We start from the raw sequence: 14,443 nt of genomic DNA on the forward strand, positions 1-14,443 counted from the left end.
TTTGTACCTTTAGATGATGCAAATTTATACAAAATACCACATAATAAAGAATGAATTCAAACGAAATTGAAATACACAAAGAATTAAAGAAATATTTTGGCTTCAGCCAATTTAAGGGATTGCAAGAACAAGTCATAAAAAGTCTGTTGAATAAGCAGAACACTTTTGTGATAATGCCAACTGGTGGGGGAAAATCACTTTGCTACCAGCTGCCAGCTTTAATTCAGGAAGGAACTGCAATAGTAGTATCGCCTTTAATCGCTTTGATGAAAAATCAAGTTGATGCCATTCGAAGTTTATCCTCAGAAAACGGGATTGCTCATGTTTTAAATTCCTCCCTGACCAAAACTGAAATTGCGCAAGTAAAAAAGGATATTACCTCTGGATTGACTAAGCTTTTGTACGTTGCGCCAGAATCGTTGACAAAGGAAGAATATGTCAATTTTCTAAAAACCGTACCCATTTCTTTCGTAGCCATAGATGAGGCTCATTGTATCTCAGAGTGGGGACATGATTTTAGACCAGAATACCGGAACCTGAAACACATCATAAAACAACTGGGTGATTTGTCTATTATAGGACTAACGGCTACTGCTACTCCTAAAGTACAGGAAGACATTCTCAAAAACTTGGATATGTGTGATGCTACCACTTTTAAGGCATCCTTCAATAGACCCAATTTGTATTATGAAGTCCGTACTAAAACAAAAAATATTGAATCGGATATTATTCGGTTCATCAAACAGCATAAAGGCAAATCGGGTATTATTTATTGCCTGAGCCGTAAAAAAGTCGAGGCTATTGCCGAGGTGTTGCAAGTCAACGGGATAAGTGCCGTGCCATATCATGCGGGATTAGATGCTAAAACCCGTGCCAAACATCAGGACATGTTCCTTATGGAGGATGTCGATGTCGTAGTGGCCACCATCGCTTTTGGGATGGGAATAGACAAGCCGGATGTGCGTTTTGTAATTCACCATGATATTCCTAAATCATTAGAAAGCTACTATCAGGAAACAGGACGTGCCGGTCGAGATGGTGGTGAAGGCCATTGTTTGGCGTATTACTCCTATAAAGATGTCGAGAAATTAGAAAAATTCATGTCCGGGAAACCCGTTGCAGAACAGGAAATTGGATTTGCTTTATTACAGGAGGTTGTGGCTTACGCCGAAACTTCGATGTCCAGAAGAAAGTTTCTGTTGCATTACTTTGGAGAAGAATTTGACGATGTCACGGGCGAAGGAGCAGATATGGATGACAACGTTAGAAATCCAAAAACAAAAACAGAAGCTAAAGCGGATGTAGTACAACTGCTGGAAGTGGTGCGTGATACCAAACATTTATACAAATCAAAAGAAGTTGTTTTTACCTTGATTGGTCGTGTCAATGCAGTGATCAAGGCGCATAGAACGGATGCGCAGTCTTTTTTTGGATGCGGTTCAAAACACGATGAAAAATATTGGATGGCCTTGCTGCGACAGGTTTTGGTAGCTGGCTATTTATCAAAAGATATAGAAACCTATGGCATTGTCAAAATTACCGGCAAAGGACTGGATTTTATAAAAAAACCAAAATCCTTTATGATGTCGGAAGATCATCAATACAATGAGTCAGTCGATGAGGCTATTGTAACCGCATCAAAATCTACCGGAGTTGCAGATGAAGTTCTGATGGGTATGTTGCGGGATTTACGTAAAAAAGTAGCGAAAAAAGTTGGCGTTCCACCATTTGTGGTTTTTCAGGATCCATCACTAGAAGATATGGCTTTGAAATATCCGGTTTCTCAAGAAGAATTGATTAATATTCATGGGGTTGGAGAAGGAAAAGCCAAAAAATATGGAAAGGAATTTCTGGAATTAATCAGCCGCTATGTTGTAGAAAATGACATTACGCGTCCGGAAGATCTTGTCGTAAAATCGACAGGAGTCAATTCAGTAAATAAACTCTATATCATTCAGAATATTGACAGAAAATTATCGCTCGATGATATTGCTTCCGCAAAAGGGATTAAGATGGATGTTTTAATAAAAGAAATGGAACAAATTGTGTATTCTGGTACCAAGCTGAACATAAAATATTGGATTGACGACATGCTTGACGATGAACAACAAGAAGAAATTCACGAGTATTTCATGGAATCCGAATCGGATAATATTGAAGCAGCGCTCAAGGAATTTGACGGTGAATATGATCTTTGTGAATTGCGTCTGATGCGAATAAAATTCATTAGCGAAGTGGCGAATTAAAATAATTTTATGAAGTTTTTAAAAGTGTTTTTTGCTTTTTTAGCATCAGTCAGCTCATTTGCAACAGGTCAGGTTCCGGATTATTTAATTATCGAAAAAGATACTTTAGCCATACAATCAAATCCTTTAGAAGGGTATTTTAAAGATCATCCAATTCCAGAAAAATTAATAACTAACCTTTCCAGTGCCAATTGGAGAGGTTATGTTGCTTATTTTAAATTTATAGATGGAAAATTTGTTGTTGAAAACATTTATAAAGAAGATTATAAAGAAAATAGCAACGGTAAGACTGATTATTTTCTGACCTCTATTTATAAAGATGTTTTTGGGACAAATGTTACTTTTGAATGCAATTATTATTCGGGTTTATTAATATGTCCTTCAGGAAAAATAGTGCAAACTTGATTTAAAGTGATGTAAGGTTCTATGATTAGGCTTAAATTTTGATAACAACCGTTGTTTTGATTTTTTTGTACAATTAGACCTTCGGCTTTATGACTTTAGACTGTAAATAATTCTCCACGATGCGGTTTCAAAGCATCTCGTACCTGAATCATGTTTTCATCGGTGACCACCATAAAAGCAATGGCAAGCATTTCGCTTTGGATTTCGAACCCAGTGATATTCAATGGCAATTTTTCAATAGCGATGTATTCTTTTAAATGGATTTCATGGTGTTCGGCAGTTTTTGCGGAAGCTGGCCCACGGAAATCCCATATCAATTTTATTTTTCTGGACATTTTTCCTTAAGATTAATCGGTTAATGGTTTAACTGGGTAACTGTTTTAGCATACAAAGTTACAACCTCTAATTCGAAAACTAGTCAATTTTAAAAATTGAAAACGGATTCTGTTTTCTACAAGAAGAAGTCAGTACAAAATACTACTTTTGTACGTGGATTATTTTGACATTTTAAAAGTCAAATAATCTGAAAATCGAATAATCTAAAAAAATGCCTCAAGAACTCTTATTACAAGTATCCCCGGAAATTGCAGCAAATGATGTGTTGCTAAAAAAACATTTATCAAAACAAATTACCGTTTCTGTAAATGAGATTCAGCATGTTTCTATTTTAAAGAGGTCGATCGATGCCCGCCAAAAAGCCATTAAAATCAATCTTAAAGTTGTAATTTATTTAAAAGGAGAGCTTTTTCAAGAGCAAAAAACACAACTTCCGGAGTATAAAAATGTTTCCTCAGCTCAAGAAGTAATTATTGTTGGTGCCGGACCCGCCGGACTTTTTGCTGCTTTGCAATTGATCGAGTTAGGGTTAAGGCCTATAGTTATCGAGCGTGGAAAAGACGTTAGGGGCAGACGAAGAGACTTGAAAGCCATCAATCTCGATCATATCGTCAATGAAGATTCCAATTATTGTTTTGGCGAAGGCGGTGCCGGAACCTATTCGGACGGGAAGTTGTATACGCGTTCTAAAAAAAGAGGTGATGTAACGCGTGTCTTGGAATTGTTTGTCGCTTTTGGAGCCTCTGAAGATATTCTGATTGAGGCGCATCCGCATATTGGAACAAATAAATTACCTCAGATTATTCAGGACATTCGAGAGAAAATCATCGAATGTGGTGGACAGGTTTTATTTGAAACCCGATTGACCGATATTTTATTAAAAAATAATGAAGTTCAGGGTGTTGTTACTCAAAACGGCGACACCATTCTTGCCAATAAACTCATTTTGGCTACGGGACATTCAGCTCGTGATATTTTCGAATTGTTAGACCGAAAAAAGATTTTTATCGAGGCCAAACCTTTTGCCTTGGGCGTGCGGGCAGAACATCCGCAATCTTTGATTGACAGCATTCAGTACAGTTGTGATTACCGTGGGGAGTTTTTACCTCCCGCTCCGTATTCTATTGTGAAACAAGTAGGAGGCCGGGGAATGTATTCCTTTTGTATGTGTCCTGGCGGCGTGATTGCTCCTTGCGCCACGAGTCCCGGCGAAGTGGTTACTAATGGTTGGTCCCCATCCAAAAGGGATCAGGCTACTGCTAATTCGGGAATTGTAATCGAATTGCAACTGGAGGATTTTAAACCTTTTGCTAAATTTGGTGCTTTGGCCGGAATGGAATTCCAAAAAAGTATCGAGCAACGCGCTTGGCATTTAGCTGGCGAAAGCCAAAAAGTGCCAGCACAACGCATGATTGATTTTACACAAAACCGAGTTTCATCGGATATCCCAAAAACATCGTATGTTCCCGGAACTACTTCGGTAGAAATGGGACAGGTTTTCCCCGATTTTTTAACGCAAATATTACGGGAAGGATTTACTGAATTTGGAAAATCAATGCGAGGTTATTTGACTAATGAAGCCGTGCTTCATGCGCCAGAATCCAGAACGTCATCCCCGGTGCGTATTCCCAGAGATCCCTTGACCTATGAACATGTTCAAATAAAAGGGCTGTATCCTTGTGGAGAAGGCGCAGGTTATGCAGGCGGAATTATTTCTGCCGCTATTGATGGCGAGAAATGTGCGTTGATGATTGGAGCGATTTTAAACCAAAAATAATCTGAATAGGAATTTAGGTTTTACTACAGATTTTCCAGCTTTGAAATAAACTTCACTAATTGCCACCAATATCAATTATTATTAATTGGCATTGGTGGCTTATGCTTAGAATTGCAGCCGTGCCAACTTTAAGTTTTCCCACTAAATCTAACCAGTTTTTTATAGCGTTCTTTATTTCTACTTTCAATGAATTTGAAAAAGTTAAAAAAAAAGAATTAATCCCCAAAATAAAAGGGATATAATATTCAGATTTTTGGCTTATTTAGGAAGTTTAGTAGTTGATTAATTAATGTCAACAAGATGGGTATTATCTGTTTTTGACAGCAACGGCAATTTTTGAATCAGCCGTTCCATAATACAAGAACCATTGTTTTTTAAAGTAAACTAATCCTTCTACAAAACAAACCTCATTTACTTCGCCTGTTTTTTCATAAGGCTTGTCCGGATGAAGGAAATAACTATCCATTCGGTCTATTAATTTATAGGGCTTTTCTTTGTCAAATAGCGCCTGGCTTGCTGCATAAGTGAATTTAGGTAAACTTGAATCATTATAATTTTCGGCATTACTTCCGTTGTAAATCAGCACGATACCTTGCTTTTGAAGTAATGCAAAAGGACCGGGTTCTACTAAACGACTATCAAAATATCCCATTCTGGGATGTAAAACAGTAATCATTTTTTTGTTTTCATTATTTTCGGCTACTTCCCAATGGATGAGATCTTCAGAGGTTGCTATATACAAATCAGTATCCCCAAAATACATCCAGTATTTGCCTTTAATTTTTGTAGCTATGATTTTATCTTTGTATAATTTGCAAACTATAGCTCCGGATTTTGACCACAAGTCTTTGTATTTTTCTTCCCTTAATACTAAACCGTGTTTTGTCCATGTTTTTAAATCTTTTGAACTGGCTAAACAAAGACGCGCAGTTTTACCATCATAGGATGTGTAAGTCATAATGTAAGTCCCATTCTCGCTTTCTATAATTCTAGGATCTTCAACACCTCCTTTCCATTCGTATTGTTTCATCGTGTCGTTGTCCGGATAGAATATTGGTGTGGGTTGTTTTTTAAAGTGCAGTCCATCATCGCTGATAGCTAGGCCTAATCTTGATGTCATGTCTTTGTCTTGCGCTCTGTAGATGAGGTATACTTTTCCGTCTTTGACAATAGCGGATGGATTAAGAACATTTCGTTCTTCCCAGTGGACTTTTTTGTTGCTTATTGGAGATTGAAAAACAGGATGTAACTGTGGTTCTAAAATAGGGTTTAGGCTATCTACTTTTACAAAGTCGAGCATCGCCCAATCCTTACTTTTACTTTGTGATTTATAGATAGAATTACCGCCGCAACTCAGTAGGATAAATGCGAATATGAGCATGATGGTTAGTTTCATAATGGTTATATAAATATGGTTTTAAGTATTCTTGAAGGAGTTTATGATTCCTAACGTTATTTAGTATTTATTTGTCTCCAATAGGTGTGAAAGAGTCTTGTACGGTAAAGTTGCATCTATTTTATTAAACAACAATTCTCTTTTTGAAGTTACTATGATTTTAATGCTTTTAAGATGGTTTTTTCACATGTATTCGGCTCATAAGATGAAATTGTTTGGCTTATTTTTTTGTTACAAAAGGCAACCAATTCAAATAAAGCTCTCTGTTTCTTGATTTCAACCCGCAACTCATGGAAAGTTTTAACAGTATAGGAGTCAGACGTTTTTTATAAGACGAGGTTCTACGCCCTTTTTGGTATTTAAAATAGGTTTCAAGTACTTTCATTTTACAGCTTTTTAGTTGGCAATTTTCCTAGAGATTTCTTTTGAATATGTTTAGTGTTTCCTTGACAGAATCAACTTTTAAGATGCAGACATAAATTTACTAAAAATCGTTAAAAAAAACAGGTTAAGTTGCTTTAAATAAATTATTTGAATATTATTTTTTTGAATCATACAAAGGTGTAAAAAAACCGAAAATTTCTTTTCGGTTGTAGTTTTAAAAACTTTTTAAAATTGTCTATTCAGGTACTGATTTATTTTTTAGCATTCATTTCCATATAATCTATAGTTAGGTCGGACATTGCTTTCATTCCTAATACAAAACTACCCTCGTCGATATAAAAATCGGGGGTATGATGTGAGGCTGTTTCGGCAGGATTTTTGCCTTTTGGCATTCCACCCAGGAAAAAGAAAAGTCCGGGAACTTTGTCTTGATAGTACGAAAAATCTTCAGCTCCAGTTGCTGCAGGAGTCAATACCACATTGTTTTTCCCCGCTACAGTTTCTAATGTAGGGAGCATTTTTTCAGTCAATATAGGATCGTTATAGGTAATCAGGGTTTGTTTAGTGATGATCACCTCGGCAGTAGCTCCGGCACTTTCTGCAATATTGGTGGTAATTTGTTTCAATCTATTATGGATCATTTCCTGAACTTGTTTGTCTAGGGTCCGAATCGTTCCTGCCATTTCAAGTTCTTCCGGTATAATATTACTTCTTACGCCAGATGTAATTTTTCCAACACTAACCACGGCCGCGGACTCCGTTAAATCTACATTGCGACTCACAATAGTTTGTAATCCCAATATTATTTGGGAAGCCGCAACAATAGGATCTACGGATTGCCATGGGCTGGCTCCGTGTGATTGTTTTCCTTTTATTTTTATCTTGAACCAGTCTGAGGAAGCCATCGCTCCTTTTGGACGGTAATTGATTTTGCCGACTTCGGTGTCTGCGCTAATGTGTAAGCCAAAAATCACATCTACTTTTGGATTTTCCAGAACGCCTTCTTTTACCATTAGTGCAGCTCCACCTTCTTCACCATCGGGAGCGCCTTCCTCAGCAGGTTGAAAAATGAATTTAACCGTTCCTTTTAATTCACTTTTGATAGCGGCCAGAATTTCAGCAGTTCCCATCAGCATGGCTATATGCGAATCATGTCCGCAAGCATGCATGACACCTACTTCCTGACCGTTGTATTCTCCCATTGCTTTTGAGGCAAAAGGAATGGCGACTCTTTCTGTTACAGGCAAGGCATCCATATCTGCCCTAAGTGCTACAACCGGACCGGGTTTTCCGCCTTTTAAAATTCCTACCACGCCAGTTTTGGCCACACCAGTTTGTACTTCCATGCCCAAAGAACGCAAATGTATTGCTATTTTTTCGGCAGTTTTAAATTCTCTATTGCCTAATTCAGGGTTTTGGTGAAAGTCTCTCCGCCAGGTACTGACTTTAGATTCTAAGGAGGCTGCTTTTTGGGCAACCGTGGCTTTAAGAACGGAATTTTGTGCAGTAGCAAAAAAGGAGAAGGAGCATAAGCCAGCAAAAAGAATAATTTTTTTCATTAGTTGGTAGTGTAAAATTTGGTTGCTAAACAGCCTTTATTTTAGTTAGAAACACAGCTGTTTCGATTCTAAAGAAGGTCAGTTAGAAACAAATATAGCAAAATTATTTCGTCTGGCATTAATTTTAAATAGGGGTGTAAAGTGTCTTTTTTTTGAGTAGGATATAAAAATACCGTCTTGTTATTTCAAACAAGACGGTATTCTTACTCTTTTATTTTTGTTTCTTCAATCGGTTTTTAAAAAGCTTTTCGAATTTCTCCATTTTAGGTTGAATTACCATTTGACAATAGGGTTGGTTCTTATTGTTGGCGTAGTAATTTTGATGGTAATCTTCTGCTTTGTAAAATTTAGTCAACGGTTCTAGTGTTGTTACTACCGGACTATCATAAATCTTGGCCTTTTTCATTGCGTTGATTATCGTTTGTGCTGATTTTTTTTGTGCTTCATTTTTATAAAAAATAGCGGAACGGTATTGTGTTCCTACATCGGCGCCCTGCCGGTTAAGTGTCGTTGGGTCATGTACCGTAAAAAAGACTTTGAAAATCTCATCTAGATTCGTTACGTTTTTGTCATAGGTAATTTTTACCACTTCCGCATAACCCGATCTTCCAGTTGACACATCTTCATAGGTAGGATTGGTATTTTTGCCGCCTGCATATCCTGAGATTACCGATTGTACTCCAATGAGATTCTCATAAACGGCCTCAACACACCAGTAACATCCACCGGCTAAAGTAATGGATTCAAGATTGGATTGCTTTGGTGTTTGACCTTGCGCAAACAAGCTACTGGTCGTTAAAATACATACTAAAAATAATTTTTTCATGTTATTTGGTATCAGGTATAAAGTCAAGTGCGATTGAATTCATGCAGTATCTTTTTTTGGTTGGTTCCGGCCCGTCATCAAAAAGATGACCTAAATGACCATCACATCTTCCGCAGAGCGCTTCAGTTCTTTCCATTCCCAGTGAATTATCGGTTTTATAAACCACACTGTTTTTATTGTCTTGTTCGAAAAAGCTTGGCCAGCCGCAAGTGCTGGAAAATTTGGCGCCGGAACGAAATAATTTGTTGCCACAGGCGGCACAATAATAAGTCCCCTTGTCATCTGTATTCCAGAATTTTCCTGTGAAAGGTCTTTCCGTATCCGCATTACGAGTTACTTCATAGACATCTTCGGGTAGAACTTTTTTCCATTCGGTATTACTTACTTTGAGTTTTGCAGTATCTGTATTGGAGTAATATGGGTTTTCAGGTTTTTCAATTGTGTTTTTCATTGTGACAGTTTTTTTTATAGGATCTTGTTTCTTTGTTGTTTGTGCACAGGCAGTGAACATGAATAAAGAGGTTAAAAATAATACACTTACGAATTGGTTTTTTGTTTTCATCTTTTTTTTATTTACAGTACAAATGTAAAGCGCTTTTTATTTTAAAATGTCGGCTACTTTGCAATTGAATTTTCTTTTATTTAAGTTTTTGATTCCTCTATATTTACGAAAAAAATAGCCTTTTAGTTTTGCGGGTCTTACCCACGCTAAATTGTAAATTAGAAGACTAATACAAAGAATATAAAATTAGAATATTAGGATATTCAACACTCGTTAAACTTTTCACAAATTCAAAAACGGTACAGATACCCGTTCTTTTTTTGTATTTTTGACCTAATTATAAATCCACATGTTAGAAGAAAATGTAATCTTAGTTAATGAAAATGATGAGCAGATAGGGCTGATGCCTAAGCTTGAAGCGCATGAAAAAGCAGTTCTGCATCGTGCCTTTTCAGTTTTTGTTCTAAACAGTACGAATGAAATCATGCTGCAGCAGCGGGCAGGTCAAAAATACCATTCCCCGTTATTGTGGACTAATACATGTTGCAGTCATCAACGCGAGGGAGAAACAAATATTCAGGCGGGAAACCGAAGGTTATTTGAGGAAATGGGTTTTAAAACAGAACTCAAAGAACTTTTTCATTTTATTTATAAAGCGCCGTTTGATAATGGCTTGACGGAGCATGAACTTGATCATGTGATGATTGGCTATTATAACGACGCACCGGTCATCAATCCGGAGGAAGTGGAAGACTGGAAATGGATGAAAATTGAGGATGTTAAAATGGATATGGAATTGCAGCCGGCCTTATATACCGTTTGGTTCAAAATAATTTTTGACGAGTTTTATTATTTTTTGGAAGAACATAAAAGCCCTTTGTCTCTGAACTCGAGCACAGATAACCCCTAATTTATACGTTTTATGAAAGTGACTATTTCACGAAAAGCCCATTTCAATGCGGCTCACAGATTGCATAGGAAAGATTGGACTTTTGAACAAAATGATGCCGTTTTTGGCAAGTGCAACAATCCAAATTTCCACGGGCATAACTATGAACTGATAGTAAGTGTGACTGGGGAAATTGATCCGGAAACGGGTTATGTAATGGATGTGAAATTTCTGAGTGATATTATTAAAGAGGAAGTTGAGCATCAGTTTGATCATAAAAATCTGAACTTGGATGTTCCGGAGTTTCAGGATTTGAATCCAACAGCTGAAAATATTGTAGTAGTCATTTGGAATAAAATTAGAAAAAGAATCAAGGCAGAGTTTAAATTAGAAGTGGTTTTATACGAAACACCTCGGAATTTTGTAACTTATAAAGGAGAATAATGGAGCTAAAAGTAGGAGATACTATTCCCCATTTCATGGCGAAAGACACCAATGGAACTGATTTTGACAGTAGAAACGTAGTAGGCCAAAAACCGCTTGTAATTTATTTTTATCCTAAAGATAATTCGCCTGGATGTACTGCGCAAGCCTGTAGTTTTAGGGATCAATACGAAGATTTTAAGGATTTGGGTGCAGAAGTGATAGGGATTAGCAGCGATAGCGTTGCCTCACATCAAAAATTCAGCAAACAATTCAAACTGCCTTTTATTCTCTTGTCCGATTCTGATAAAAAAATAAGAAAACTTTTTGGGGTTCCCTCTGGAATGTTCGGGTTGCTTCCGGGACGAGTGACTTATGTAACGGATAAAAACGGAGTAGTACAAATGATTTTTGACAGTATTCTGGCAACAAAACATATTCCTAAAGCACTTGAAGCCATTAAAAAATTAGTATAATCAATTACAAGATGTGATTTGCTACCTTTCTGATTGGAATTAATTTATACTTTTTTCGGTAGTTTAACGGACTCCTGTAAATGGAAACCTATTTTGGTAGAAAACAATATTGATTTGTTTACATTTGGGACTCAAAAAAAATAGTTACATGACATTTTATCCCTTACAGTTTGAACCCATTTTGAAAGAAAGAATCTGGGGTGGTGAAAAATTAAAAACAATACTTAATAAACCCATTGCCTCAACGCATATTGGCGAAAGTTGGGAGTTATCGACTGTAGCAGGAGATGTCAGTATTGTGGCTCACGGAGATTGGAAAGGCAGTGCATTGACAGATATTATTAATGAGTTTCCTGAGAAAATCCTAGGGACAGCGGTTTATAATCGCTTTGGAAAGCAATTTCCGTTGCTTTTTAAATATTTAGATGCCCGTCAAGATTTGTCTATTCAAGTACATCCTAATGATGCCTTAGCAAAAAAACGCCACAATTCTTTTGGTAAAACAGAGATGTGGTATATCATGCAAGCAGATGATGACGCCCGAATTATTGTAGGTTTCAAAGAAAAATCGAATCCCGAAGCCTATTTAGAAAACCTAAAAAATAAAACCCTGCTCTCTATTCTGGATGATATAAAGGTACAAGCAGGAGATGTTTTCTTTCTGGAAACCGGCACTGTTCACGCTATTGGTGCTGGATTAATGGTGGCCGAGATTCAACAAACTTCGGATATTACGTATCGATTGTATGATTTTGATCGAGTAGACACGAATGGGAATACCAGAGAATTGCATGTGGATTTGGCATTGGAAGCGATCAATTACAACACAGTTGAAACTAAAAAAGAATACTCTAAGAATAGCAATGAGTCTAATCCAGTGGTTGATTGTCCTTACTTTACCACTAACTTTATCCCGCTAGATGGAGCTATTTCAGTTTCTAAATCTGGAGAAAGCTTTACCGTATATATGTGTGTGGAAGGAGCATTTGAAATAGAATTTGACAATTCAAAACTAGAATATAAAAAGGGAGATACCGTTTTGATTCCTGCTGCCATGCATGCATTCATTATCAATGGAAAAGCTTCAATTTTAGAAATTTACATTTCATAGTCGGTAATAGAAAGATTATGTGTACTTTTGCAGACGCAAATTAAAATTCAAATTTTAAAAAAATAAAAATGGCAAACATTAAGAATTTAAAAAAAGACATCAACTACGTTTTAGGAGATATTATTGAAGCAGTTTACTTGTTCGAAATTTCTACAACAGGAAAACCAACAACAGAAACGAATGCTTTAATTGACGAAGCGATTGCTGCTTTTGACACTTTAATCACAAAGGTAAATGTTAAAAAAGTAGAAAATAAAAAAGCACACTTCAAACAAATTAATGTTGAATTGGAACAAACTGCTAATCAATTGATTGCTAAAATCAACGAATTGTAGTCAAAAAAAAAGCAAAAAAAGTTTGAATTTGTTTTGGAAAACAGAAATTCAGACCTATATTTGCACCCGTAATGAGTCGCCAGCGTAGCTCAGTTGGCTAGAGCAGCTGATTTGTAATCAGCAGGTCGTGGGTTCGAGTCCCTCCGCCGGCTCTTTGATAAAACCATCCCGTCTTAAGCGGGATGGTTTTTTGTTTTTGGGGACATGACAATTGATTCCTATTTAATGCTTTTCATAATTTTTTTTGTTAAATTTGGGTTCTAACAAAAAAAACAAATACATATGGAAGAGCATTCAGTGATTGAAAGTTTCGAAATGAAACTTAGCGCCTCTGCTAAGGGCTTTTTGAAAGAAACCGCAAAGTGGGCCTATTTTTTGTCCATTCTTGGTTACATCGGAATTGGGTTTATTATTTTTGCCGCTTTATTCGCCGGAACGCTATTCTCTGCTATGGCTAAGGTGAATCCTGCTATGGGAATGATGGGATCTTCTTTTGGGTTTGTAATGGCTTTTGTATACTTTTTGATAGCCATTCTTTATTTTTTTCCAGTATATTACTTGAATAAGTTTGCTTCAAATGCCAAAGCAGCATTCCAAAACAATGATTCAGATGCCTTGACTACTTCGTTAGAATACCTAAAGTCACATTATAAATACATTGGAATTATGACTCTGGTTGTTTTCTCTCTTTATCTTTTACTATTTGTAGGAATGATTGTTGCTGGAATAACTTCTAGTGCGCTATAGTGTGTTTTTAGGTCCTTAAACTGCTTTTATTCAGTATGTTAATCGGACTGTAATTATAAAACAAAAAACCATCTTGCCTTAACAAGATGGTTTTTGTTTCATTTTTTTTTAGAACATAAATTATGAAAAAATACTACTCAGGATAGAATACGAGGAGGTTCTAATAGTACTTCTCTTAATTTGTATGATTATTGCTGTTTTTTGATTGTTGCTACATACTCTGTTAATTGCTTTCCATAAAGAGATTTTGCCACTTTAGGAGACATTGATTTTTGAATCGTATCTAAGTATTTTATGTTGATGTCGTAAATCTGGGATAAGGCAATATAAGGCGCCACTTCGTAGTCTCTGTTGTTTAGAGCGAAATTTGTGGCAAATAAGTATTTTCTTTTCAAGTTAGAATCCTGTTTTGCTCCTATGCTATCAATGGTTTTTATGTTTTGACTTTTTACTGCATTGAATTTTTTTTCTATTAAAGTAAGACTTTCATCGGTGAAGCGGCTGTTTATTTTTTTAAATTCTTCAAAGATTTCATTGTTTTTAGAACCTGTAATTGTAGCATCAGATAAGTAGCGATCTAAACTGGTTTCAATAGTTATTTTTCCTGGCTCAGCAAAGAAAGGCAGGTTGTTGTCCATGGAATTACTCACGCCTCTGTCTAGAAACAAGTATAGCATTTCAGGTGATTTTAGATCTAAGTGACTTTCAAAAACGGCGCTTCCGTCAATATGAATCGTGTCAATTGCAACCAGCATTGTATCAACGACTCTTTGGATGTATAAAGTTCCTTTTTTTAATCCTTTAATATTTCCGGTAATGTGTACATTCCCTCCAGGTTCCTCCTTATTACAGGACGATAAAAGGATTAAAGTGATAAATGCTAGAATAGTTTTTTTCATGTGAAGTTAAAATTTGTTTTTTAGGACATGGCATCGTCATTTTTTATGATTTGTCCTGATATCTCGGGATAGAATCCTGGCGATTTGATTAGTGTTTAGATTTTGGCGCAAAATAAAGAAAATTGTTGGAAT

Annotated in this window: 16 protein-coding genes and 1 tRNA gene; 10 read left to right on the forward strand and 7 right to left on the reverse strand. The window is 36.3% G+C overall.

What is annotated here, in order from left to right; genetic code table 11:
• Positions 1-50: 50 nt before the first annotated feature.
• Together EKL98_RS10325 and EKL98_RS10330 are read left to right on the forward strand one after the other, a co-directional pair.
• Complete coding sequence (locus EKL98_RS10325) at positions 51-2,246, forward strand: RecQ family ATP-dependent DNA helicase (RefSeq protein WP_126562239.1); 2,196 nt, start codon at positions 51-53, stop codon at positions 2,244-2,246.
• 9 nt (positions 2,247-2,255) lie between these two features.
• Positions 2,256-2,651, forward strand: a complete 396-nt coding sequence (locus EKL98_RS10330) for a hypothetical protein (protein ID WP_126562241.1) — start codon at positions 2,256-2,258, stop codon at positions 2,649-2,651.
• 95 nt (positions 2,652-2,746) lie between these two features.
• Here EKL98_RS10330 and EKL98_RS10335 read toward each other — a convergent pair whose 3' ends face one another.
• On the reverse strand, positions 2,747-2,986 hold the full coding sequence (locus EKL98_RS10335) for a hypothetical protein (RefSeq protein ID WP_126462062.1): 240 nt from the start codon (positions 2,984-2,986) through the stop codon (positions 2,747-2,749).
• 212 nt (positions 2,987-3,198) lie between these two features.
• Between EKL98_RS10335 and EKL98_RS10340 the strand changes: the two genes are divergently transcribed.
• The gene (locus EKL98_RS10340; protein WP_126562243.1) at positions 3,199-4,764 is read left to right on the forward strand and encodes an NAD(P)/FAD-dependent oxidoreductase; all 1,566 of its coding nucleotides are present in this window, start codon (positions 3,199-3,201) and stop codon (positions 4,762-4,764) included.
• A 307-nt stretch (positions 4,765-5,071) separates the two neighbouring features.
• Here EKL98_RS10340 and EKL98_RS10345 read toward each other — a convergent pair whose 3' ends face one another.
• The 5 genes from EKL98_RS10345 to msrB all read right to left on the reverse strand — a co-directional run bounded on the left by EKL98_RS10345 (position 5,072) and on the right by msrB (position 9,491).
• Positions 5,072-6,160 (reverse strand): glycoside hydrolase family 130 protein, encoded by a 1,089-nt coding sequence (locus tag EKL98_RS10345; RefSeq protein WP_126462068.1) that lies wholly within the window; start codon positions 6,158-6,160, stop codon positions 5,072-5,074.
• A gap of 220 nt (positions 6,161-6,380) precedes the next feature.
• Positions 6,381-6,545 (reverse strand): hypothetical protein, encoded by a 165-nt coding sequence (locus EKL98_RS17605; RefSeq protein WP_158618327.1) that lies wholly within the window; start codon positions 6,543-6,545, stop codon positions 6,381-6,383.
• Between the two features lie 250 nt (positions 6,546-6,795).
• Positions 6,796-8,103: an amidohydrolase gene (locus EKL98_RS10350; protein WP_126562245.1), complete on the reverse strand. Its 1,308-nt coding sequence runs from the start codon at positions 8,101-8,103 to the stop codon at positions 6,796-6,798.
• A 211-nt stretch (positions 8,104-8,314) separates the two neighbouring features.
• Complete coding sequence (msrA, locus tag EKL98_RS10355; RefSeq protein WP_126562248.1) at positions 8,315-8,929, reverse strand: peptide-methionine (S)-S-oxide reductase MsrA; 615 nt, start codon at positions 8,927-8,929, stop codon at positions 8,315-8,317.
• A 1-nt stretch (position 8,930) separates the two neighbouring features.
• Positions 8,931-9,491, reverse strand: a complete 561-nt coding sequence (msrB, locus tag EKL98_RS10360) for a peptide-methionine (R)-S-oxide reductase MsrB (RefSeq protein ID WP_126555145.1) — start codon at positions 9,489-9,491, stop codon at positions 8,931-8,933.
• Between the two features lie 289 nt (positions 9,492-9,780).
• Here msrB and idi point away from each other — a divergent pair, with 289 nt between their 5' ends.
• From idi to EKL98_RS10395, 7 genes are all read left to right on the forward strand, one after another.
• Positions 9,781-10,341 carry an isopentenyl-diphosphate Delta-isomerase gene (idi, locus tag EKL98_RS10365; protein WP_126462079.1) on the forward strand — a complete coding sequence of 187 codons (561 nt, stop codon included), beginning with the start codon at positions 9,781-9,783 and terminating at the stop codon, positions 10,339-10,341.
• Positions 10,342-10,353: 12 nt separating this feature from the next.
• On the forward strand, positions 10,354-10,764 hold the full coding sequence (locus EKL98_RS10370) for a 6-pyruvoyl trahydropterin synthase family protein (RefSeq protein WP_126555142.1): 411 nt from the start codon (positions 10,354-10,356) through the stop codon (positions 10,762-10,764).
• Positions 10,764-11,219 carry a peroxiredoxin gene (locus EKL98_RS10375; protein ID WP_126562251.1) on the forward strand — a complete coding sequence of 152 codons (456 nt, stop codon included), beginning with the start codon at positions 10,764-10,766 and terminating at the stop codon, positions 11,217-11,219. The genes EKL98_RS10370 and EKL98_RS10375 overlap by 1 nt, the downstream gene beginning before the upstream one ends.
• Before the next feature lie 148 nt (positions 11,220-11,367).
• Positions 11,368-12,330, forward strand: a complete 963-nt coding sequence (locus EKL98_RS10380) for a type I phosphomannose isomerase catalytic subunit (RefSeq protein WP_126562254.1) — start codon at positions 11,368-11,370, stop codon at positions 12,328-12,330.
• Between the two features lie 68 nt (positions 12,331-12,398).
• Positions 12,399-12,665, forward strand: a complete 267-nt coding sequence (locus EKL98_RS10385; RefSeq protein WP_126453511.1) for a hypothetical protein — start codon at positions 12,399-12,401, stop codon at positions 12,663-12,665.
• 78 nt (positions 12,666-12,743) lie between these two features.
• Positions 12,744-12,817: transfer RNA gene (locus EKL98_RS10390), tRNA-Thr, on the forward strand.
• A 130-nt stretch (positions 12,818-12,947) separates the two neighbouring features.
• On the forward strand, positions 12,948-13,412 hold the full coding sequence (locus tag EKL98_RS10395) for a hypothetical protein (protein WP_126555133.1): 465 nt from the start codon (positions 12,948-12,950) through the stop codon (positions 13,410-13,412).
• 188 nt (positions 13,413-13,600) lie between these two features.
• On the opposite strand, the gene EKL98_RS10400 is transcribed toward EKL98_RS10395, so the two are convergent.
• Positions 13,601-14,311 (reverse strand): DUF4369 domain-containing protein, encoded by a 711-nt coding sequence (locus EKL98_RS10400; protein WP_126453513.1) that lies wholly within the window; start codon positions 14,309-14,311, stop codon positions 13,601-13,603.
• Positions 14,312-14,443: the final 132 nt, after the last annotated feature.

The organism is Flavobacterium bomense, from assembly GCF_003970355.1.

Bases quoted from the DNA above. Each gene is read 5' to 3' on its own strand.
- EKL98_RS10325 (WP_126562239.1), top strand. From the start codon at position 51: ATGAATTCAAACGAAATTGAAATACACAAAGAATTAAAGAAATATTTT.
- EKL98_RS10330 (WP_126562241.1), top strand. From the start codon at position 2,256: ATGAAGTTTTTAAAAGTGTTTTTTGCTTTTTTAGCATCAGTCAGCTCA.
- EKL98_RS10335 (WP_126462062.1), bottom strand. From the start codon at position 2,986: ATGTCCAGAAAAATAAAATTGATATGGGATTTCCGTGGGCCAGCTTCC.
- EKL98_RS10340 (WP_126562243.1), top strand. From the start codon at position 3,199: ATGCCTCAAGAACTCTTATTACAAGTATCCCCGGAAATTGCAGCAAAT.
- EKL98_RS10345 (WP_126462068.1), bottom strand. From the start codon at position 6,160: ATGAAACTAACCATCATGCTCATATTCGCATTTATCCTACTGAGTTGC.
- EKL98_RS17605 (WP_158618327.1), bottom strand. From the start codon at position 6,545: ATGAAAGTACTTGAAACCTATTTTAAATACCAAAAAGGGCGTAGAACC.
- EKL98_RS10350 (WP_126562245.1), bottom strand. From the start codon at position 8,103: ATGAAAAAAATTATTCTTTTTGCTGGCTTATGCTCCTTCTCCTTTTTT.
- msrA (WP_126562248.1), bottom strand. From the start codon at position 8,929: ATGAAAAAATTATTTTTAGTATGTATTTTAACGACCAGTAGCTTGTTT.
- msrB (WP_126555145.1), bottom strand. From the start codon at position 9,491: ATGAAAACAAAAAACCAATTCGTAAGTGTATTATTTTTAACCTCTTTA.
- idi (WP_126462079.1), top strand. From the start codon at position 9,781: ATGTTAGAAGAAAATGTAATCTTAGTTAATGAAAATGATGAGCAGATA.
- EKL98_RS10370 (WP_126555142.1), top strand. From the start codon at position 10,354: ATGAAAGTGACTATTTCACGAAAAGCCCATTTCAATGCGGCTCACAGA.
- EKL98_RS10375 (WP_126562251.1), top strand. From the start codon at position 10,764: ATGGAGCTAAAAGTAGGAGATACTATTCCCCATTTCATGGCGAAAGAC.
- EKL98_RS10380 (WP_126562254.1), top strand. From the start codon at position 11,368: ATGACATTTTATCCCTTACAGTTTGAACCCATTTTGAAAGAAAGAATC.
- EKL98_RS10385 (WP_126453511.1), top strand. From the start codon at position 12,399: ATGGCAAACATTAAGAATTTAAAAAAAGACATCAACTACGTTTTAGGA.
- EKL98_RS10395 (WP_126555133.1), top strand. From the start codon at position 12,948: ATGGAAGAGCATTCAGTGATTGAAAGTTTCGAAATGAAACTTAGCGCC.
- EKL98_RS10400 (WP_126453513.1), bottom strand. From the start codon at position 14,311: ATGAAAAAAACTATTCTAGCATTTATCACTTTAATCCTTTTATCGTCC.